Source organism: Rhodobium gokarnense (assembly GCF_025961475.1).
GTDB lineage: Bacteria > Pseudomonadota > Alphaproteobacteria > Rhizobiales > Rhodobiaceae > Rhodobium > Rhodobium gokarnense.
Genome location: NZ_JAOQNS010000002.1, coordinates 521,553 through 541,375 on the forward strand (window position 1 = coordinate 521,553; position 19,823 = coordinate 541,375).

The window sequence follows — 19,823 nt, forward strand, 5'->3', positions numbered from 1 at the left end:
GGGAGGGCGGACCTTCCCTCAGCGCCCGTGCGGCAGGGTCACGCTGACCTCGACGCCGTCGGTGCGGCCGGTTGCCGGCGATCTGAGGTCGAGTGTCGCCGCCGCGCGTTCGCAAATGGTGCGCACGATGGCAAGGCCGAGGCCGCTGCCGTCGACCGTTCCGGCGGAGCGGGCAAAGCGCGCCGTCAGCCGGGTCAACTCGTCCGGCGGGATCACGGCCCCCGCATTGGCGACCGTGAGGCGGCCGGGTGCGATGAGGGAAACCGTCACGGGCGCATCCGCCGCGCCGTGTTTCAGGGCGTTCTCGACCAAATTGCGCGCCAGGATGCCGAAGGCATCCGGGTCGAGGTCGGAGAGCACCGGGTCGTCGGCCATCGTCAGGTCGAGCCGCCCGGCGGCGTTGCAGCGCTCGAAATCCTGCACGATCATCTTCAGGATCGGCCGCATGTCGCTCGCCGTATCGGTGCGCAGCCGGGCGCCCTCGGCCCGGGCAAGCTGCATCAGCTTTTCCGACAGGCTGTTGAGCCGCTTCAATGTGGTCTCGATCTCGCCGGCGCGGGCGGCGGCGCTCTCGTCCTTCGTTTCGGCCTTCAGCCGCTGCGCCTGGGCGATGGCGCCGGCAACGGGCGTGCGCAATTCGTGGGCGGCGTTGGCGGCAAAGCTGCGCTCCGCCTCGAAGGCGGCCTTGAGGCGGGCAAACAGCGCATTGATGCTGCCGACGATCGGCGTCAGCTCGCTCGGCAGGCCGTGGTCGGCAACGGGAGAAAGGTGCCGCGCGTCCCGGTCGCCGAGGTCGTCGCGCAGCTTGCGCACGGGCGTCAGGCTGCCGCGCACGACGAAGAAGATGGCGAGGATGCTGAGCGGAATGACGGCGAGCAGCGGCCAACTAAGCCCCATCGCCATTTCCCGCGCCACGGCGGCGCGCCGCGACAGGGGCTCGGCCATGACGATATAGACGTCGCGCCGGCGCGTGCGGTCGTAGAAGAACTTGTAGCCCTTGGCCTCGAAAAACCCTTCGCGCTCGAACGGCGGAAAGAAGGACGGGTCGACGCCGTCGGAAATCGCGATGACCTCTCGCGCCTCGTCGAAGATCGCATAGCGATAATTGTCCCGGGCCTCCGGCAGGCTGTCTTCGATATCCGGCGGCGGGCTGCCGTCCCCGGGCCGCGCTTCCTCCTGCCATCGCCGCCCGCCCCAGCCGCGGCCTCTACCTCGACCTTGTCCCCAGCCGCGCCCCGGTCCGGGGGGCCGTCGGCCATGCATGACCAGCGGCAACATCCGGTGCGCGGTGTCCCGCAGCGCCGCGTCGAACACCACCTCCATCTCGCGCTGGAGCTGCTTGGCCATGATCGCGGCGGCCGCCAGCCACAGAAGCGTGACCGCGACGCCGAGCGCCAGCGCCAGCCTGAGGAGAAGCGAGCGCGGGCCTTTCATGGAGTGGCCAGCCGGTAGCCGAGGCCGCGCTCGGTCTCGATCAGTTCCCGGCCGAGCTTCTTGCGCAACCGGCTGATATGGACCTCGATGGTGTTGCTCTCGATGATGTCGTCGAAGCTGTAGAGGTGCTCTTCCAATTGGGTCTTCGACAACAGGCGGCCCTTGGCCTGCACGAAGGCCTCGAACAGCGCCCATTCCCGTGCCGTCAGCGTCACCGGCGTTCTGTCGCGCCTGACCGTCTTGGCGGCAAGATCGACCTCCAGCGAACCCAGATGCACCAGCGGGTTCGGATTGCCCGTATAGCGCCGGGCGACCGAGCCGATGCGGGCGGAGAGTTCTGAGAGGTCGAAGGGCTTCACCATATAGTCGTCGGCGCCGGCATTGAGCCCCTCGATCCGGTCCGACACCTGGTCGAGCGCGGTCAGGATGATGACGGGCGTCGCGTCGCCGCGCGCCCGGAGCGCCTTCAGGAACGGGATCCCCCGTCCGTCCGGCAGCATCAGGTCGAGGAGCACCAGGTCGAAGACGCCGACGGCGAGCGTTTCCTCGGCCATGTCGAGACGCGTCGCCCAGTCGGCCGAATGGCCGTCGGCCTTGAGCTGGTCGTGCACGGCGGCGCCGAGCACCGTGTCGTCCTCGACGAGAAGGATTCGCATGGGTGTTCCTTTGTCGCGAACCACCCTACTGCGCCCCGATCCTGACAGGAAGCTGAAGCGGTTTTTCGTCCCTCGTCAGCAACGCTTCAGCCCCGCAGAGGAGGGTTTGGCTACCGATCCACCAAAGGAGGTTGCCATGAAACCCGCACTGAAGACCCTTCTCGCAGCAACGGTGCTCGCCGTGTCGCTGTCGCCCTTTGCCGGGGCGTCGGCCCAGACGTCGCAGCAGCCCGCCGCCAATGCCCAGACCCAGCAGCAGACCGTGCCGGTCCAGGCGCAGCCCGGCCCGAACACCTACGGTCAGCCCGGTCCCGGATGGGGCGGCCGTGGCTGGGGCGGCCCCGGTTGGGGTGGTCCCGGTTGGCGCGGGCAAGGCTGGAATGGTCAGGGCTGGCGTGGCCGCGGCTGGGGCGGTCCCGGCTGGGGCCGCGGCGGATGCTATCGCGGACGCGGCTACGGCCGGGGCGGCTATGGCTACGGTTACGGACGCCGCGGCTACGGCTATGGCGGCTGCCGCGGCAATTGCCCCGGCTGGTCTTACTAGGAGTTCCCCGCCGGTGCCGGATGTGCTCGTAGCATCCGGCGCCGGCCCGCCTTTCCGAGCAAAAAGAAATGCCCGCCGGCGATGTTGGCGGGCACTTTTGTGTCTGGGAAGAAGAAAAGGCCCTCCGCCGACCGCATGCCGGCGGAGGGGTTATTGCCTACTGAGCCTTGGCGGTCAGTGCCCTTGCCATATCCATCATCGACTTGCCGGAGCCTTCGGCGATGGCATTGAGGGACTGGCCCGGCGCAAGCTTGTAGCCGGCGGCGGCGAGCTTTTGCGTCAGCGCCTCTTCGGTGGTGCCGAGCGCCGGGGCGACCTCGGCGGGCGTGTGCTGCATGATCTGGCGCGACAGCGCAAAGACCGGCGGGCCGCCGCGGCCGGCATTGCCGGTCGGAATGAAGAAGATCGCCGAGGCGAGCACCGAGACGACGGCGGAGAGGAACAGCGGGCGTCCCTTCAGGTAGAGCGTCATCGGCCGCCAGTTGCGCCAGACATGGAGCACGAAGGGGATGATGAGCACCATCGACAGCCATTCGTGGATGCCGTGGAAGGCCGACGGGCCGACATGGAAGAAAAGGGCGATGCCGGAGACCAGCGAGACGATGAAAAGGGTGATCGTCGCTGGCGTTGCATAGCGCATCAGGAGAGCGGTCATTTCGGGTATTCCTGTTTCTCGGACGCGTTTTTCGCGAAGCCGGTGGGAGAACGGCAGGTCCGGGCGCATCGCCCGGCCTCGGAAACGAGAAAACCCCTTCTGCCTGACGGGAGGCTTAAGCGCGATCCGCGATGGCGATTTTTTTGAAGGAGAGGAGCCGTCGGGCCGCTGAAGAGCCCGGCGCCGGGACATCGCGCTGAGGAAACGGGGCCTTGGGGAAGGCCCTAAGCAGTCCGCGCGGCCACGGACGCCATGTAGCTGCGCCAGCCGCCGAAGGCGGTGATCTCCGTCGCCCCCTTGAGCCCGGCGGCCTCGCACAGGAACCCCTTGACCTCTTCGCCGCCCTCAAGGGTCAGCGTGCCGATGCCGAGCGGGCTTTTGACGCCGTCCATGAAGGCGCCGAATTGGCGTTTCGGAACGGCCCAGGTCTCCAGATCTATCGCCGCGCCGGCGCCGTCGCGCACCAGCCCCGGCTTGAAGGGTGGCCCGCCGGCAAGGGCATGGAGGCGATAGAAGGGTGCGGTGCGGGCGGCGCGCAGGAACCGTGCGCCGAGCCGCGTCAGTTCGCCATTCAGCGGCATCCCCGACATATGCGCGCCGACGACGGCAAGCTCGATCTCGTCCTCCGCCGGCCCGAAGGGCAGGGCAGCGGCCTGCGGCAGCGGCGCCCCGGTCGCGCCGAGCGTCGGTGCGGAAAGCGCATGGATCTCGCGCGCCAGCGCTGCGATGGCGGCGTCCCGGTCGGCACGGGCCAAAAGCGTGATGCTGCCGGGCCGTCCGTCCGCGCGCGGCCCCGTCGGCACGGCGATGCCGCACATGTCGAGGAGGTTGACGAAATTGGTGTAGGTGCCGAGCCGGGCATTGGTGCCGACGGGATCGGCGGCGATGTCGGCGACGGTGTAGAAGGTCGGGACGGTCGGCACGCAGAGCGCGTCGAGTGAGGCGGTGGCCGACGCGGTGATCCGTTCCAGGGCCTTCAGCCGGTAGATGCCGCGAAAGAGGTCCGCCGCGCTCATGTCGCGGCCCTTTTCGATGATCGCACGGGTGACCGGATGGACCGCCTCCGGCTGCGTTGCCAGCATCTCTTCCAGCACCACGAACCGCTCGGCCACCCAGGGGCCCTCATAGAGCATCTGCGCGGTTTCATAGAACGGCGCGAAGTCGATCTCGACGAGGTCTCCGCCGAGCGTCTCGACGAGCCGCAGGGCGTCAAGGAATGAGCGCTCCTGATCGGCGTCGCCGAAGAATTCCCGCGAGGCGGCATCGGGAATGCCGATGCGGAACGCCGGTGGCGGCCCGGAGAGGGGGCTGGTCGCGAAGTTGCGCGAATAGGCATCTGCCGGATCGGGACGGGCGGCGACCCGGTACGCCCGATAGGCGTCGTCGACGGTGAGCGCCAGCACCGAGACCGTGTCGAGGGACCGGCAGGCCGGCACGACGCCGGTGGAGGAAATCGCGCCGAGCGTCGGCTTCAGGCCGACGATGTTGTTGTAGGCGGCGGGCACGCGGCCGGAGCCGGCAGTGTCTGTCCCGAGCGCGAAGGCAACGATGCCGCGGGAAACGGCAACGGCCGAGCCGGAGCTGGACCCGCCTGGGGCGAGAGCCGGATCGACTGCGTTGCGCGGCGCTGGAAACGGGGTGCGCACGCCGACCAGTCCGGTCGCGAACTGGTCGAGATTGGTCTTGCCGATGAGGATCGCGCCGGCCGCGCGCAGCGCCGCCACGCAAAAGGCGTCGCGCTCGGCCCGGTAGGCATAGGCAGGGCAGGCCGCCGTCGTCGTCCGGTCGCCAACGTCGATATTGTCTTTCACGGCGAACGGGATGCCCCAGAGCGGCTTTGCCGCCGGGTCGAACGGGCCGAGGGAGGCGACCGCGGCCATTAGCGCGGCGCGGCTTTCCACATGGAGGAAGATGCCGTCGTCGTCGGCCGCATCGAGGCGGCGCAAGGCCTCGTCGATGACGGCTTCGGGCGAGAGCCCCGCGGCGTAGGCGGCATGCAGGGCGGGCACCGTGAAGGGACCGGAGACGGCCCCCTCGGCGAGAGGCGACGTTGCAAGCGTTTCCATGGCTGTCGTGGCGCTTCGGGCGTTATTCCGCCACGTCGGCGATGGCGGCGGCCTCGACCAGCGGCCCGTAGGTCGCCGTCAGCCGGTTGGCGAACATGTCGACCTTCGGGATCATCTGTTTCTGCCGGCAGACGGCGAGGTCGACGAACATCGGCATGACGGCGCCCATCTTCAGCGATTTCGGGGCGACGACATTGATGTCCCAGTGCGGGAAGCCGTTCGGCGGGACCGCCAGGCTGCCGCCCGGATAGGGGCAGTCGAGCCGGTTGGCGAGCACCAGGGCGATGCGGTTGTCGGCCGCGCGCGGCACGGTCAGCCATTCGCGCTCCTGGGGCGTCCTAAGCGCGGCGGGCCACAGCACGATGTCGGCGGCGGCAACGCCGAGGCAGCGCGAGGCCTCCGGGAAGAGGCCGTCATAGCCCATCATGATGCCGATGCGGCCGAAGGGCGTCTCGAACACCGGGAATTCGGAGCCGGGCGAGGCCCATTTCTCCTCCTCGGCGGTGAGGTGAACCTTGCGGTAGCTGCCGATCTCGCCCTCCGGCCCGACCAGCGTCGTTGCCGGAAAGAGGCGTCCGTTGTCCTTGAGGACGCCGGGCACGGCGATGACGCAGCCATAGCGCGTGGCGATCCCGGCCGCCCGCTCCACATGGGCCGGATGGACCTTCGCCAGCTCCGCCGCCCCGGCCGCATCGGGCATCCAGGCCGGCGAGAAGGCATATTCCGGCAGGCAAAGAACCTTCACGCCGAGCTTGGCCGTGTGGTCCAGCATATCGAAGACGTCGTCCGCGCCGGTCGTCTCCGGTCCCGGCAAAAGGTCGGCGACGTGGCTCTGGACGGCCGCGACCTTCGACGTCGCCTCGGCCGGCACGATCGGCTCGAAGGCGACCTTTGAGACCGGCGTCTCGTCATAGGGCGTCTTGAGGATGCCGTAGGCGTCGGGGCGCCGGTCGGCGATCTTGTTGCTGGCGCCGTAGACGCGCTTGTGCCGGGCCGCGGCAAGGTCGATGTCGGCGACCGCCACCCCGTGGGTATCGTAGGGAATGGAGGTGACGACGCGGCCCTCCGGGTCGGCGATCATGCTGCCGCCCGGATAGTAGATCGAGCGCTCGTAGCCGGCCTTGGTGGCGGCGACCAGCCAGATGCCGTTCTCGAAGGCGCGGGCCGGGCCCCACATGTCCGCCTGGTCCATGGCGAAGAAGTTGGCCATGTCGACGATCACCTCGGCGCCCTGCAGGGCGAGCGAGCGGGCGATTTCCGGAATGCGGCCGTCGAAGCAGATGAGGAGGCCGATGCGCCCGAGGTCGGTGTCGACCACCGGGCAGCCGCGCTCGCCGAAGGCGAACCAGTTCTGGTCGTGGGTGGCGAGGAACTGCTTGTGGTAGTGCACGGCGACCTGGCCGTCGCGGTCCAGCATCAGGCCGGTGTTGAAGATCTTGTCGCCGTCCTTTTCCGTGATGCCGCTGGCGATATAGATGCCGTGCTTCTTGCAAAGGCTCGCCATCGCCGTGACGAACGGCCCGCCGGGGATCGGCTCGGCGAGTTCCGCGCAGTGTTCCGGGGAATCGAAGAGGTAGCCGGTGTCCATGCATTCCGGCAGGACGACGAGTTCGGCGCCCTGGCGGACGGCCTCGTCCACATAGGTCGTCATCAGCGCGATGTTGTGGTCGAAATCGCCGAGCTTGGCGAGGGTCTGGACGACGGCGGCGCGAAAGACGGACTTAGGCATCTGGATGCTTCCCTTGTTCGGGTTTCTCGTTGGGGTGTTGCGGCCTCAGCGGACCGCCGCTTCGCGCTGGAACACCTTCAGGCAATGGCTTTTCAGGTCGACGAAGTGCGGATCGGCGACCGCTTCGGTGCCGCGCGGCCAGGCGAGGTCGATGTCGACGATTTCCGCGACGCGGGTCGGCCGCCGGGTCAGCAGCAGCACCTTGTCGGCAAGCTGCACGGCCTCTTCCAGGTCGTGGGAGACGAGGAGCATCGTCGTCCCGGTCTTCAGGAAAATCTTCTGCAACTGCTCGCGCATCGACAGGGTCATTTCGTAGTCGAGGGCGGAGAACGGCTCGTCGAGGAACAGCACCTCCGGATCGGTGACCAGCGCGCGCAGGATCGAGACCGTCTGCTGCTGGCCGCCGGACAGCTGGTAGGGGTAGGCGTTGAGGTCGATGTTGATCTCGAAGTCGGCGAGCAGTTCCTCGATGCGGGCGTCCTGCTCGCGGCGCTTGAGGCCCATGATCTTCAGCGGGTAGCGGATGTTGTCGATCGACCGGAACCACGGGAACAGCGCCTCCCGGTAGTTCTGGAAGACGTAGGAGATCCGCGTCTGGGCGATCGTCTTGCCGTCATAGAGGACGCGGCCGGCGTCGAACGGCATCAGGCCGGAGATCAGGTTGATCAGCGTGCTCTTGCCGCAGCCATTCGGCCCGAACACCGAGATCATCTTGCCTTCCGGCAGGCTGAGGGTGAAGTCCCGGTAGACCACATCCCGGCCGAACGACTTGCTGAGCCCTTCGATGGTGATGAAGGTCTGTCGTTTGCCGGAAGCGGGCGGCGTCGCGGTGCCGTCCGCCGCCTGCTGCCGGGAAGACGGCGCGACGGGTGTCGCGTCGCCTTCTCCGGTGCGGCCGGTGTGTTTCCTTGCGTTCAGCATTGCGGTGACGTTCATGCTCGCAAAGTTCCCTTTCGCGGGGCTGTCCTACGGGCGGCCGGTCGGCTTCAGCCCGCGAGGTCTTCCTTCTTCAGGATCTTTTCCCGGACGTTCATCTTTTCCTTCATGACGCCGAACTCATAGAAGATGTCGACGAAGGCCTGGTAGGAATTGAGGTCCGTCTCGTTGAGATCGTAGAACGGGCGCAGATAGGGCTGGGCCAGAAGGTCGAGCTGGCTTTCCTGGATCGCCGTGTATTTCGGGATGATGACCTTGTACTTCTCGAAGTCGGCGTTGACGAGGTCCGTCGCCTCGTCGATGACCTCGACCACCTTGGCCGCCACTTCCGGGCGCTCCTTCATGAACTTGGTGGTGAGCACGGCAGCGCCCGAATAGAACGGATCGGCGATGACGGAGGCGACCGGGTTGGTCATGGCGCGCTTGGCCTTGCCGGAGGCAACGGCAATCGAGCCGACCGGCTCCAGCGACAGGGTCGCATCGACCGAGCCGCCGGCAACGGCCGGCACCTGCATGGCGACCGCGAGGTCCGTCAGTGTCACGTCCTTGTCGGGATCGAGGCCGGCGGCCTTCACCATCTTCTTGGAAATGGTCCGCCACTGGATGCCGGGCACGTGGCCGAGGGTCTTGCCCTTCAGGTCGGCGAAGGATTCGATGCCGCTGTCCGGCTTGACGATCAGCCCGTCATTGATCAGGCCGACCTTGATGCCGCCGCCCTGCAGGCCGAACACCTTGAAGGTGCCGGGGAATTTCTCTTCCGCCAGCATGGCGATGCCGGCCGCCGCGCCCGGAGGCCCGAAATCGGCCCGGCCGCCGACCAGCGCGTCGATGATGTGGTTCGGCGACTGCATCTTGTTGGAGACGATCTCGATGCAGGCCTTCTCGAACAGCTTTTCCTCAAGCGCGACGTAGTAGGCCGTCGTCTGCATGATCGGCAGCCAGGCCGCGGTGACCGTTTCCATCTTGTCGCAGGCCATCGCCTGGCCCGTGGAGGCGGCCGTGACACCGGCAAGGGCCAGCGCAGACAAAAATTTCTTCATGATGTTTTCTCCGGGTTTGCTCATGACGGAATCCTGTTTCCTGCCCTTTGCGGATTGTGGGGTGAGGGGGCGGCCGGTCAGCGACCGGACCAGTGGACGAAGACGTCCTCGATGACGAGGAAGAAGAGGTTCAGCGCATAGCCGAGCGCACCGGCGATGAGGATCGAGCCGTACATGTCGGTGAGCTGATAGGAGATCTGCGCATCGATGATGCGGTGGCCGAGGCCGTCGACCGCGCCGATGAACATCTCCGCGACGATGATGACGACGAGCGCCATTGAGACGGCCGTGCGCAGGCCGACGAAGGTCTGCGGCAGGGTCTCGTAGAAGATGACGTCGCGGAAGATGCGAAGCTGCGAGGCGCCCATCGACTTTGCCGCCTGGATCCGCGTCGGCCGCGCGTTCATGACGCCGTAGGCCGTGTTGAAGACGACGACGAGCCAGGCCGCGAAGGCCGCGACCGCGATCTTGGCGAAGTCGCCGAGGCCGAACAGGAGCAGGAACAGCGGAAACATCGCCGTTGCCGGGGTCGAGCGGAACAGGTCGATGATGAATTCCAGCGACCGGTAGACCTTGGAATTGGCACCGAGCGCAATGCCCACCGGCACGCCGAAGACGGCGGCGATGGCGAAGGCGTAGCCGACGCGCACCAGCGTGCGCCACAGATCGAACAGCATGTCGCCGCCGACGATGTTGCCGGCAGTGTCGACCAGCGTGTCGACGGGGGAGGGGAGCAAATTCTTGTCGACGAGGTCGAGCGCCCACGCCACCCACCAGATGGCGAAGAGGATCAGCGGCCCGAGCGCAAAGCGGCCAAAGGATTGCAGGGATTGCGAGCCGGCGATGCGGCGAAGCGATCCCTGCGAAGCGTTGGCGGTCCTGTCGGTCGAGCTCATTTCAACCTCGTTTGCTGGAGAGGCGGCGTTGCCGCCGCCGGAGGCTTCTGTCGCGATCTGCCCTTTTCGGGTCGGGTGCGTCCTCTTGCCGCTGACCCTATCGAGGCTTTACGTTGCCGTCTGCTGTTATTTGAACGCGGCACCGGTGCAAAAAACGCAACAGTAGGACGGCGCCATGCGGCACCTGATCACCTATCGCTATGTGGACGAGGTGGCCAAGGCCGGCTCGATCCGCGGCGCGGCGGAGACGCTCAACATCACGCCCTCGGCCCTCAACCGGCGTATTCTGGGGCTGGAAGAGGAACTGGGGGTGCCGCTTTTCGAGCGCCTGCCGCGCGGCGTGCGGCTCAGCACGGCCGGCGAACTGATGATCCACCACATCCGCTCGCAGCTCTCCGACATGGAGCGGGTGCGCTCGCAGATCTCCGATCTCTCCGGCGTCCGGCGCGGCCATGTGGCCGTTGCCTGCAGCCAGGCGCTGCTGCCCTATTTCCTGCCCCAGCAGATCGAGACCTACCGGCGCAGCCACCCGGCGGTGACCTTCGGCGTCTTCGTGCGCGACCGCGAGGCGGCGGAAAACGCCCTGATGGACTATTCGGCGGACGTGGCGCTCGTCTTCGAGCCGGTGAAGCTGGCGGACTTCCACACGCTCCTGATCGTCAAGCAGCCGATCCACGCCATGATGGCGGCCGACCATCCGCTGGCGGACCGCGAGACCGTGCGGCTGTCGGATTGCCTGCAATATCCCTGTGCCATGCCGTCGCTGCCCTATGGCGTCAGGAGCCTGATGGAGGCGGCGGCCAAGCGCCACAACATGCGGCTGAGCCCGCAGGTCCAGTCCGACAGCTTCGATTTCCTGCGCAGCCTCGCCGAACGGGAGGGGTTCATCTCGTTCCAGATCCCGATCGGCCTGCCGCCGGAGGCTTCGCGCAACGGGCTTGCCCACCGACCGATCGACGCCAAGGACGTCGCCTTCGGCCAGCTCCACCTCGCCCAGCTCCGCGGCCGCACGCTGCCGGTCGCCGCCGCCCGTTTCGCCGACCAGTTGGCCGGCGTCTTCGCCGAAAGCTACGAATTCGCCTGAGGCGATGCTCCCCGGCATCAGGCCGCGGCCGGCATCGGCGTCTGCATCTCAAGCCAGGCGACGAAGGCGTCCAGATAGGGCCGCTTCGGCGAGCGCGGGTCGTGGCCCACATGATAGGTCCTGCCGGTGAGGGTGCGGCCGGGGAAGACCTCGGTGAGATGGCCGTCGTCGAGCAGTTGCGGGACGATCTCCAGCGGCACGACCATGGCGCCGCGGCCGGCGAGCGCCGCCTCAAGGGCGATGTAGTTGTGCGGGTAGTGGACCGCGGCTTCCGCTGCCTTGGCTCCGAAGCCGGCGGCATCGAGCCACGCGGCAAGCTCGCCGGGCCGGGTGTCGGCGGCGACGAGATCGCCGGGGCGCAACGCCCCCCGCGCCCCGCGCAGCCGCTCGGCGACGCACCGCGTCGCCACCAGTCCGATGGTCTCGGTGAAGAGCGGCCGGGAGAGGAAATGGGCGGGCATGTCCGCGCCGCGCCGGACCGCGATGTCGAAGGGAATGGTCTGCCAGTTGTCCGGCGTATGGGTCGGCCGGATCTGCGGGTGGACATGGGGGTGGCGGCCGGTGAAGTCCGGCAGGCGCGGGATCAGCCAGCGCATGGCGAAGGTCGCCGGCGCGACGATATCGAGTTCCACGGTGCCGCAGCGCTCGGCGATGCCGGCAAGGGCCCCGTCGATGAGGCTCTCCGCCTCGCGCACGGCCTTTGCCAGGACCTCCGCCTCCGCGGTCGGCATCAGCGTCCGCCCTGTCCGGTTGAACAGCGTGTGGCCGAGATAGTCCTCTAGTATAGATATGTTTTTCGATACTGCACTATGCGTGATGCAAAATTCATTGCCAGCTTTCATGACGCTTTTATGACGGACAACGCTCTCAAATACGAGGAGCGCCTTTACCGGAATTCTTGACCATGGCGATATGTGAGCGGATGGAACATTCATTCGCGTAACTTTCACTTTACCAGAACCATGGCGTCCAACATACCTTCACCGAGATCGAGACAGCGGGTCTTGGAACACCGGGGAAGGCTAGTCCATGGTTGCGACAGTACCGTTACACGAAGTGGCGCGCGGGAATGCCGCGGCCGAGAGCGGCCGCACCGTTACGGTCAACGGGCGCACCTATCGCCTGCCGCGCCGCCCGCTGGCGGTCATCTGCTTCGACGGCTGCGATCCGGCCTATCTGGAGACGGCTGCCGGCACCGGCCTCATCCCGACCATCGATCGCATGGTTCGCGAGGGTTTTTCTGCGACCGCGCTGTCGGCCATGCCGAGCTTCACCAATCCGAACAATCTCTCCGTCGTCTGCGGCGCGCCGCCGAGTGTCCACGGCGTCGCCGGCAATTTCTATCTCGACCGGGAGACCGGCGAGACGGTGATGATGACCGACACCCGCTCGCTGAAGGCGCCGACGGTGCTGGCCGCGCTGGCCCGTGAGGGCGTTTCGACCGCCGTCGTCACCGCGAAGGACAAGCTGCGCCAGGCGCTCGCCCTCGACCTCGACGGCATCTCGGTCTCGGCCGAATGCGCCGACAAGGTGGACGAAGCGACCAACGGCATTGCCGATGTCGCCAGCCTCCTCGACGCGCCGCTGCCCGACCGTTACTCCGCCGACCTCTCGCTCTACGTCCTCGACCTCGGGCTGGAACTGTTGAGGCGGGACAAGGCCCGGCTGCTCTATCTCTCCCTCTCCGACTACGTCCAGCATCGCCATGCGCCCGGCGCGCCGGAGGCCGACGCGTTCCTTGCCGCCGTCGACCGGCGCCTTGCCGCGCTCATCGCCGCCGGCGCCGATATAGGCATCGTCGCCGACCACGGCATGACGGACATGGCCAAGGCGGACGGGACGGCCAATGTGGTGTTCGTCGCCGACGAGATCGCGGCCCGGTTCGGCGAAGGCGCGGCGCGGGTGATCTGCCCCATCACCGATCCCTTCGTGCGCCACCACGGCGCCCTCGGCGGCCTCGTCCGCGTCCACGTGATGACCCCCGACCTCGACCTCGTCGCCCTCGGCGCGTTCCTCGCCAACCTTCCCGGCGCCGAGCGCGTCCTGCCGCGCGAGGAGGCCGCCCGCGTCCTGGAAACGCCGTTGGACTCCGAGGCCGATTTCGTCCTCACGGGCGAGAAGGGCGTCGCCCTCGGCAGCCATGCGGCCGAGCACGACCTTTCCGCGCTCGCCGGCGAACGGCTTCGGTCCCATGGCGGCTTCCACGAGCAGCGCGTGCCGTTCCTGCTCTCCCGCCCGCTTCGCGCCGACTACCGCGAGAAGGCCGGACCCTTGCGCAATTTCGACATCCTCGATTTTGCCCTCAACGGGACGGAGTAAGCCATGCGGCGCTCGGTTGTCGTCATCCTCGACGGTCTGCGGCGCGACTTCGTCGCCCCCGACCTGACGCCGAACCTCTGCCGGATCCGGCAGGAGGCCGAATGGTTTCCCGACCACCGCAGCGTGGTGCCGTCCGTCACCCGCGTTGCCTCGAGCTGCATCGCCACCGGCTGCTACCCGGACGCCCACGGCCTTGAGGGCAATGCGCTGGCGCTCCTGGAAGACGGCCGCCTCGTCGTCCACGATGCCGGCCTGCCGGAGTTCTTCCCGCACCGCAAGCGCGTCACCGGGCGTTCGCTCGACCTCCCGACGCTCTCGGAACGCCTGGCGCCCCATGGCGGCGCGGCGGTCTTTTCCAACGTTTCGCCCGGCGCCGCCTATGCCCAGGACCCGGACGGCTTTGGGACCATGTACCACCGTGCCGGCTCCCATGGGCCGGGGCGCACACCGCTCGATCCGCCCCCGGTCAAGGGCGGCACGGCCGGCGACCGCCACATCGCGGACCGGTTCCTGGAAACGCTGATGTCCGACGCCCCGCCCGCCCACGCCCTGCTATGGCTCTCCGAGCCCGACCTCAGCCAGCACGATTCTGGTATCGGATCGCCGGAGCACCTTGCCGCCCTGCGCGCCGCAGACGAAGAGGCCGGCCGCGTTTTCGATGCGGTCAGCGAGCTTCGTGCTCGCGGCGACGACGTCCTGTTCATCGTCGGCTCCGACCACGGCCACCAGACCGTCGCCGGCATCGTCGACATCGCAGCGGAACTGGACCGGCTCGGCTTCGGCGAAGCGCTTGCCGCCGGCGATATCGCCATCGCCCCGAACGGCACGGCCTTCCTCCTCTATGCGTCCGAGGCGGCCCGCGACCTCGTCCCCGCCCTTGCCGCCGCCGTCGGCGAGCAGCCCTGGGCCGGCGACGTGATCGCAGCGGACGCCCTTGCAACGGTCAACCACACCGACCGGCGCGGCCTTGCGCTCTACGTCTCCATGGCCGCCAGCGAGGAGCTCAATGCCTTCGGCGTGGCGGGGCTCAGCCACACCGCCAAGCCGGTGACCGGCGAGGGCAAGCCCGCCGGCTGCGGCCAGCATGGCGGGCTCGGCCGCTATGAGCAGGCACCGTTCCTGATGATCGCCGGCGCGGGATTTTCCGCCGGCGCAACCCGCAACGAGCCGACCGGCCTCGTCGATATCGCGCCCACCATCCTGGCGCATCTGGGCATCGCCGCAGACGGCATGGCCGGCCGCTCGCTTGCCTCCTCGTCCCCAGCCCAACTGCACCCTGAAAGGAAGTCCCATGCTTAGGTCCGCACTGACGCGAAGGACCGTCCTTGCCGGCGCCGCCGCGCTCGGCATGACGCTGTCCGTCGGCCAGACCCTTGCCGCCGACGAGCCGCACTATGGCGGCACGCTCAATTTCGCCACCCTCGGCCTCGACACCGCCGATCCGCACCGCCACACCGGCTCCATCGGCGTCCAGCAGGTCTATGCCGAGGCGCTCACCTCGATCGCCGACGACGGCTCCGTCAAGCCCTGGCTCGCCGAGAGCTTCAGCGTTTCCGACGACGGCCTGACCTACACCTTCAAGCTCCGCCCGGACGTTACCTTCCACAACGGCGAGACCATGACCGGCGCCGACGTCATGGCCAATTTCGAGCGCATCAAGGCCAACGTCACCAAGGGCTGGCTGGCCAGCGCCATGAAGCAGGTCGACGGCTTTGCCGCCCCCGACGCGACCACCTTCGTCGTCACCATGAAGAAGCCCTACGCGGCGTTCCTCAACCTCATCTCCGAGGCCTGGATCCTGTCGCCGAAATCGCCCGGCTGGGACGCGACCATCACGACGCCGATCGGCACCGGCCCGTTCAAGTTCGGCACCTGGACCCCGCAGGTGGAGCTGATCGCGCCGAAGAACGAGGACTATTGGCAGGCGGGCCTGCCCTATCTCGACGCGGTGCGCTTCGACCTGCGCGGCGCCACGAGTGAAAACGCCCTGGCCCTTCGCTCCGGCGACCTGCAGGTCGCCCGCGTTCCCGGCGATGCCCTGCCGGAGCTGCGCGCCGATCCGAAGATCGACATCCAGTTCCTGAAGGACACCACCTGGTACTTCTGGTCCTTCAACAACCGCTCGCCGAACCCGCCCTTCGACAATCCGAAGGTGCGCGAGGCGGTCGCCTATGCGCTCGACAAGAGCGCCTACATGACCTTCATCGCCGGCGAGGACGGCATCGTCACCAACCAGATGGCGATCCCTGGCAACTTCTATTACGACGAGGCCCTCGGCAACGCCGACCGGCACGCCAAGCCGGACCTTGAAAAGGCGAAGGCCATGCTCGCCGAGGAGGGCGTCGTGCCGGAAGAGACGACGATGAAGGTCGTCTCCTGGCAGGAGCCCTATTCGGAAGTCGCCGTGCAGATGCTGAAGAAGCTCGGCTTCAAGGTCGAGCACGAGGCCCTCGACGACCTCGGCACCCAGAAGATGCTCGGCGAGTACAAGTGGGACCTGGCGCCGATGGCCTCCGGTCCGCGCGCCGACATCTTCCTGCGCTTCGTGCGCTTCATGTCCGACGGCCCGAACCCGGTGTTGTGGGGCGGCGTGCAGGACCCCGAACTCGACGCCATGATCACCGACGCGGTGACTACCGTCGACGCCGATGCGCGCCGCGAGAAGTACCTCAAAGCCTGGAAGCGGATCATGGACCGCTACTACTCGGTCGTGGTCGGCCATGCCTCCAACGCCTTCGGCGTGCGCGGCGAGGTCAAGGGTTTTGAGACCGGCTTCACCTGGTCGCCGAACCGGGTCGATGGCGGTCTCGCCTTCACCTGGCTCGCCAGCGGGAAGTAAGACCGATGCACGGCAACGCCTTGGCCGACAAGATGGCGGAGACCGCGCCGGGCGCCCTGTCCGCGACGGCGAAGCCGCCGGCCGAGGCGTCCGCCCGTGACACCGCGAAGGCCAGGGCCCCGTTCTCCCTGCGGGGCCCTGGTCGCACGCTCCTGACTGTCCTCCCCCTCGCGATTGTCGTCCTGGCCCTCCTCGTCGCCATTCTCGGACCGACGCTCGGTGGGCTCGATCCCTTCGAGCAGGACCTGCTTGAGCGCAACAAGGGCCCGAGCGAGGTCTATCTCCTCGGCACCGACCATCTTGGCCGCGACGTGCTTGCCCGGCTGATCGTCGGCACGCGGCTGAGCCTGGAAGCCGGCCTCGGCGGCGTCGTGGTCGCCCTTGCCCTCGGCGGGCTCCTCGGCTTTGCCGCCTCGGTCGCGGGCGGTGTGGCCGAGACGGCCTTTTACGCCTTCGTCGATCTCATCCGCGCCATGCCGGGCGTGTTGCTGGCGCTGTTGCTGGTCGTTGCCCTCGGCGCCGGCCTAGGCCCGGTGACCGTCGCCCTCGGCGTCACCTTCGCGCCGATATTTGCCTATGTGGCGCGCGCCACCTACCGGCGGGAACTGGCGATGGACTACGTCACCGCCGCCGAAAGCTTCGGTGCCAGCGGCTGGCGCATCCTCATGACCCACATCCTGCCGAACGTCTCGGGCGCCTTCGTCACCCAGGGTGCCATCGTGCTGCCGCGCTGCATCGTCACGGAATCGGTGCTCAGCTTCCTCGGCCTCGGCGTCGAGCCGGACACCCCGACCTGGGGCCGCATGATCGCCCAGGCCAGCCAGTTCATCGAGCGCAACCCCGTCGCCGTCCTGGCGCCGGTGATCGCCCTGTCCCTGCTGACCATCTCGCTCGCCCTCCTCGGCGACCGCCTGCGCCGCCGCCTCGACCCCCGGCGCATCGACGAGGGAGCCGCAGCATGACGGGCCGCTTCGTCCTCATAGGCACCACGGTCCTGCGCTCCGCCTTTCTGGTTCTCGGCATGGCGGTGCTGATCTTCTTCCTGGTGCGGATCATCCCCGGCGACGTCGTCGATCTCGTCAGCATCGAGGGCGGCCTCACCGAAGAGGCCCAGCAGCAACTGCGCCAGGAACTCGGCCTTGACCGCAGCAAGCCGGAACAGTTGCTGATCTGGCTGTCCCATATGGCGGAAGGCGATCTGGGGCTTTCGGTGCGCTTCCAGCGCCCGGTCGCCGACCTCGTCACCCGCGCCCTGCCGACGACCCTGGCGCTCGCCTCGCTGAGCTTCGCGATCGGCCTCGCGCTCGCCATCGGCGTTGCCGTTGCCGCCGTCATCTGGCCGCGCTCGGCCTTTCCCGCGCTCGTCAATGCGGTCAATGTCTGGTCGATCGCCATGCCGACCTTCTGCGCCGGCATTCTCGGTATTCTCCTGTTCGTCCTCTGGCTCGGCTGGATGCCGCTGCTCGGCAACATGGTGCTGCCGAGCCTCATCATCGGCCTCGACGTCGCCGGCCAGATCGTCAAGCCGCTGCACGAGGACCTGAAGGAGGCGGCGACCGCGCCCTATATCCGCACGGCCCACGCCAAGGGCCTCGACCGGGCGACCATCGTCTGGCGCCACATCCTGCCCAATTCCCTGAGCGTGGTGATCGCGCTTTCCGGCCTGATCGCCACCGGCCTCGTCGGCGGCACCATCACCATGGAGGTGCTGTTCGGCCTGCCGGGCATCGGCAAGCTGGCCCTCGATTCGGTGCTCGGCCGCGACTACCCGACCATCCAGGCCGTCGCCGTGCTGCTCGCCGGCTCGGTCGTTGCCATCAACGCCGTCATGGGCATCGTCGCCCGCCTGTTCGATCCGAAGCTGAAGACATGACCGGGACACACGCCGAACCGATCCTGACGGTCGAGGACCTGCGCGTCGCCTTTGCCGACCGGGACCGCAGGACGGTCGCTGTCGACGGCATTTCGTTCAGCGTCCGGCGCGGCGAGACCCTTTCCATCGTCGGCGAATCGGGGTCGGGGAAATCGGTCACCGCGCTCGCCATACTGCGGCTCGTCGAACTCGCCGGCGGCAGCATCGAGACCGGAAAGGTGCTGTTCGCCGAGACGGCCGGAACCCCGCCGCTCGACCTCGTCGGCGCCGACCGGAGCACCTTGAGGGGCCTGCGCGGCCGCGCCGTCTCCATGGTGTTTCAGGAACCCATGTCCTCGCTCAACCCGGCACACACCGTCGGCGACCAGATCGCCGAGGTCGTCCGCCGGCACGAGCGGGTCGACAAGGCCGAAGCGATGCGCCGCGCGGTCGCGCTTTTGGGGCGCGTCCACCTGCCGGACGCCGAGCGCCGCATCACATCCTATCCGCATGAACTCTCCGGCGGCATGCAGCAGCGGGTCATGATCGCCATGGCGCTCGCGCTGAAGCCGGCGCTCCTGATCGCCGATGAGCCGACCACCGCCCTCGACGTCACCATCCAGGCCGGCATCCTCGACCTGATCCGCGAGTTGAAGGCCGAGACCGGCATGTCGGTCCTCTTCATCACCCACGACATGGGCGTCGTCGCCGAACTCGCCGACCGGGTCGTCGTCATGCGCCACGGCCGGATCGTGGAGGAGAACGACGTCGCGTCCCTGTTCCGGGCTCCTGAGCACCCCTATACGCGGCAGCTTCTCGCAGCTGCGACCATGGCCGGCGCACGCCGCCTGCCGGCAATCGCATCCGCGCCCGAGACCTTTGCGGCCGATGGCGCCGGAGCCCCGCTCCTTGAAGTCCGCGACCTCGTCACCCAGTATCCGGTCAAGGGCGCTGGCTTCAAACGATCAAAAACCCATTTCCGCGCCGTCGACGGCGTCTCCCTCGACATCCGTTCTGGCGAAATCCTCGCCATCGTCGGCGAATCCGGCTCCGGCAAGTCGACGCTCGGCAAATCGATCCTGCGCCTCGTTGAGCCGGCATCCGGCGGAATCCGCCTTGCCGGCACTGACATCCTCGGCCTGAAAAAGCCGGAGCTACGGCGCCTGCGGCGGCACATGCAGATGGTCTTCCAGGACCCGTTCGGCTCGCTCAATCCGCGCCGCACGGCGTTTTCCCAGATCGCCGAACCCCTCGTCATCCATGGCGTCGCAAAGGGCGCGGACCTTGCCGACCGGGTCGAGGGGCTGGCCCAGCGCGTCGGCATTCCGGTCGACATGCTCGCGCGCTATCCGCACGCCTTTTCCGGCGGCCAGCGCCAGCGGCTGTGCATTGCCCGTGCGCTCGCCCTGTCGCCGAAGCTGATTGTCGCCGACGAGGCGGTCTCGGCCCTCGATGCCTCGATCCGGGCGCAGGTCTTGGAACTGATGCTGGAGCTGCAGCGCGAGATGGGCCTGACCTACCTGTTCATCTCCCATGACATCGGCGTGGTGCGCCAGATCAGCGACCGCGTCGGCGTCATGTATCGCGGCAGGCTGGTCGAGCTGGGCGAGACGGAGGCCGTGTGCTCCGCGCCGGCCCATGCCTACACCAAGACGCTTCTCGACGCCGTGCCCGTCGCCGATCCGGCGGCCGCCCGGCGCATACGCCGTGTCGCGCGGATGGCGGAGCCTGCCGTGTGAGCCCGGTGTCCGCGCGCCGGAAGCGGCTCCGGGC

Annotated in this window: 17 protein-coding genes; 8 read left to right on the top strand and 9 right to left on the bottom strand. The window is 67.9% G+C overall.

Annotation, left to right across the window (positions count from 1 at the left end; genetic code table 11):
- Positions 1-18 precede the first annotated feature (18 nt).
- Entirely contained in the window at positions 19-1,434 is a 1,416-nt protein-coding gene (locus M2319_RS04975; protein WP_264600334.1) for a sensor histidine kinase, read from the bottom strand.
- Positions 1,431-2,090, bottom strand: a complete 660-nt coding sequence (locus tag M2319_RS04980; RefSeq protein ID WP_264600335.1) for a response regulator transcription factor — start codon at positions 2,088-2,090, stop codon at positions 1,431-1,433. Before M2319_RS04980 ends, M2319_RS04975 begins: the two co-directional genes overlap by 4 nt.
- 136 nt (positions 2,091-2,226) lie before the next feature.
- Between M2319_RS04980 and M2319_RS04985 the strand changes: the two genes are divergently transcribed.
- Positions 2,227-2,634 carry a hypothetical protein gene (locus M2319_RS04985; RefSeq protein ID WP_264600336.1) on the top strand — a complete coding sequence of 136 codons (408 nt, stop codon included), beginning with the start codon at positions 2,227-2,229 and terminating at the stop codon, positions 2,632-2,634.
- A gap of 157 nt (positions 2,635-2,791) precedes the next feature.
- Here the strand turns inward: M2319_RS04985 and M2319_RS04990 are convergent, their stop codons facing one another.
- From M2319_RS04990 to M2319_RS05015, 6 genes are all read right to left on the bottom strand, one after another.
- Positions 2,792-3,289, bottom strand: coding sequence for a DUF4405 domain-containing protein (locus tag M2319_RS04990; protein WP_264600337.1), 498 nt, complete (start codon positions 3,287-3,289; stop codon positions 2,792-2,794).
- Between the two features lie 224 nt (positions 3,290-3,513).
- On the bottom strand, positions 3,514-5,355 hold the full coding sequence (gene atzF / locus M2319_RS04995) for an allophanate hydrolase (protein WP_264600338.1): 1,842 nt from the start codon (positions 5,353-5,355) through the stop codon (positions 3,514-3,516).
- 22 nt (positions 5,356-5,377) lie between these two features.
- Positions 5,378-7,084, bottom strand: coding sequence for a carbon-nitrogen hydrolase family protein (locus M2319_RS05000; RefSeq protein WP_264600339.1), 1,707 nt, complete (start codon positions 7,082-7,084; stop codon positions 5,378-5,380).
- A gap of 45 nt (positions 7,085-7,129) precedes the next feature.
- Positions 7,130-8,020: an ABC transporter ATP-binding protein gene (locus M2319_RS05005; protein ID WP_264600340.1), complete on the bottom strand. Its 891-nt coding sequence runs from the start codon at positions 8,018-8,020 to the stop codon at positions 7,130-7,132.
- Positions 8,021-8,070: 50 nt separating this feature from the next.
- Entirely contained in the window at positions 8,071-9,084 is a 1,014-nt protein-coding gene (locus tag M2319_RS05010; RefSeq protein WP_264600341.1) for an ABC transporter substrate-binding protein, read from the bottom strand.
- 53 nt (positions 9,085-9,137) lie between these two features.
- The gene (locus M2319_RS05015; RefSeq protein ID WP_264600342.1) at positions 9,138-9,956 is read right to left on the bottom strand and encodes an ABC transporter permease; all 819 of its coding nucleotides are present in this window, start codon (positions 9,954-9,956) and stop codon (positions 9,138-9,140) included.
- A gap of 175 nt (positions 9,957-10,131) precedes the next feature.
- On the opposite strand from M2319_RS05015, the gene M2319_RS05020 reads away from it, so the two are divergent.
- Positions 10,132-11,040: a LysR family transcriptional regulator gene (locus tag M2319_RS05020; RefSeq protein WP_264600343.1), complete on the top strand. Its 909-nt coding sequence runs from the start codon at positions 10,132-10,134 to the stop codon at positions 11,038-11,040.
- A 17-nt stretch (positions 11,041-11,057) separates the two neighbouring features.
- Here the strand turns inward: M2319_RS05020 and M2319_RS05025 are convergent, their stop codons facing one another.
- A complete protein-coding gene (locus tag M2319_RS05025; protein WP_264600344.1) occupies positions 11,058-11,975 on the bottom strand; it encodes a LysR family transcriptional regulator in 918 nt (305 codons plus the stop codon).
- Positions 11,976-12,069: 94 nt separating this feature from the next.
- On the opposite strand from M2319_RS05025, the gene phnA reads away from it, so the two are divergent.
- Genes phnA through M2319_RS05055 form a run of 6 tightly spaced genes read left to right on the top strand, consistent with a single transcriptional unit; the run spans position 12,070 to position 19,789 of the window.
- Positions 12,070-13,359 carry a phosphonoacetate hydrolase gene (gene phnA, locus M2319_RS05030; protein WP_264600345.1) on the top strand — a complete coding sequence of 430 codons (1,290 nt, stop codon included), beginning with the start codon at positions 12,070-12,072 and terminating at the stop codon, positions 13,357-13,359.
- Between the two features lie 3 nt (positions 13,360-13,362).
- Positions 13,363-14,658, top strand: a complete 1,296-nt coding sequence (locus M2319_RS05035) for an alkaline phosphatase family protein (protein ID WP_264600346.1) — start codon at positions 13,363-13,365, stop codon at positions 14,656-14,658.
- A complete protein-coding gene (locus M2319_RS05040) occupies positions 14,651-16,198 on the top strand; it encodes an ABC transporter substrate-binding protein (RefSeq protein ID WP_264600347.1) in 1,548 nt (515 codons plus the stop codon). Before M2319_RS05035 ends, M2319_RS05040 begins: the two co-directional genes overlap by 8 nt.
- 5 nt (positions 16,199-16,203) lie before the next feature.
- Complete coding sequence (locus tag M2319_RS05045) at positions 16,204-17,160, top strand: ABC transporter permease (RefSeq protein WP_264600348.1); 957 nt, start codon at positions 16,204-16,206, stop codon at positions 17,158-17,160.
- The gene (locus tag M2319_RS05050; RefSeq protein ID WP_264600349.1) at positions 17,157-18,071 is read left to right on the top strand and encodes an ABC transporter permease; all 915 of its coding nucleotides are present in this window, start codon (positions 17,157-17,159) and stop codon (positions 18,069-18,071) included. The genes M2319_RS05045 and M2319_RS05050 overlap by 4 nt, the downstream gene beginning before the upstream one ends.
- Positions 18,068-19,789 (top strand): ABC transporter ATP-binding protein, encoded by a 1,722-nt coding sequence (locus tag M2319_RS05055; protein WP_264600350.1) that lies wholly within the window; start codon positions 18,068-18,070, stop codon positions 19,787-19,789. The genes M2319_RS05050 and M2319_RS05055 overlap by 4 nt, the downstream gene beginning before the upstream one ends.
- Positions 19,790-19,823: the final 34 nt, after the last annotated feature.

What these genes read in the sequence shown, in the direction of transcription:
- M2319_RS05040 (WP_264600347.1), top strand. Translation starts at nt 14,651, where the DNA reads ATGCTTAGGTCCGCACTGACGCGAAGGACCGTCCTTGCCGGCGCCGCC.
- M2319_RS05010 (WP_264600341.1), bottom strand. Translation starts at nt 9,084, where the DNA reads ATGAGCAAACCCGGAGAAAACATCATGAAGAAATTTTTGTCTGCGCTG.
- M2319_RS05055 (WP_264600350.1), top strand. Translation starts at nt 18,068, where the DNA reads ATGACCGGGACACACGCCGAACCGATCCTGACGGTCGAGGACCTGCGC.
- M2319_RS05035 (WP_264600346.1), top strand. Translation starts at nt 13,363, where the DNA reads ATGCGGCGCTCGGTTGTCGTCATCCTCGACGGTCTGCGGCGCGACTTC.
- M2319_RS04985 (WP_264600336.1), top strand. Translation starts at nt 2,227, where the DNA reads ATGAAACCCGCACTGAAGACCCTTCTCGCAGCAACGGTGCTCGCCGTG.
- phnA (WP_264600345.1), top strand. Translation starts at nt 12,070, where the DNA reads ATGGTTGCGACAGTACCGTTACACGAAGTGGCGCGCGGGAATGCCGCG.
- M2319_RS05025 (WP_264600344.1), bottom strand. Translation starts at nt 11,975, where the DNA reads ATGAATGTTCCATCCGCTCACATATCGCCATGGTCAAGAATTCCGGTA.
- M2319_RS05045 (WP_264600348.1), top strand. Translation starts at nt 16,204, where the DNA reads ATGCACGGCAACGCCTTGGCCGACAAGATGGCGGAGACCGCGCCGGGC.
- M2319_RS04980 (WP_264600335.1), bottom strand. Translation starts at nt 2,090, where the DNA reads ATGCGAATCCTTCTCGTCGAGGACGACACGGTGCTCGGCGCCGCCGTG.
- M2319_RS05005 (WP_264600340.1), bottom strand. Translation starts at nt 8,020, where the DNA reads ATGAACGTCACCGCAATGCTGAACGCAAGGAAACACACCGGCCGCACC.
- M2319_RS05020 (WP_264600343.1), top strand. Translation starts at nt 10,132, where the DNA reads ATGCGGCACCTGATCACCTATCGCTATGTGGACGAGGTGGCCAAGGCC.
- atzF (WP_264600338.1), bottom strand. Translation starts at nt 5,355, where the DNA reads ATGGAAACGCTTGCAACGTCGCCTCTCGCCGAGGGGGCCGTCTCCGGT.
- M2319_RS05050 (WP_264600349.1), top strand. Translation starts at nt 17,157, where the DNA reads ATGACGGGCCGCTTCGTCCTCATAGGCACCACGGTCCTGCGCTCCGCC.
- M2319_RS05000 (WP_264600339.1), bottom strand. Translation starts at nt 7,084, where the DNA reads ATGCCTAAGTCCGTCTTTCGCGCCGCCGTCGTCCAGACCCTCGCCAAG.
- M2319_RS05015 (WP_264600342.1), bottom strand. Translation starts at nt 9,956, where the DNA reads ATGAGCTCGACCGACAGGACCGCCAACGCTTCGCAGGGATCGCTTCGC.
- M2319_RS04990 (WP_264600337.1), bottom strand. Translation starts at nt 3,289, where the DNA reads ATGACCGCTCTCCTGATGCGCTATGCAACGCCAGCGACGATCACCCTT.
- M2319_RS04975 (WP_264600334.1), bottom strand. Translation starts at nt 1,434, where the DNA reads ATGAAAGGCCCGCGCTCGCTTCTCCTCAGGCTGGCGCTGGCGCTCGGC.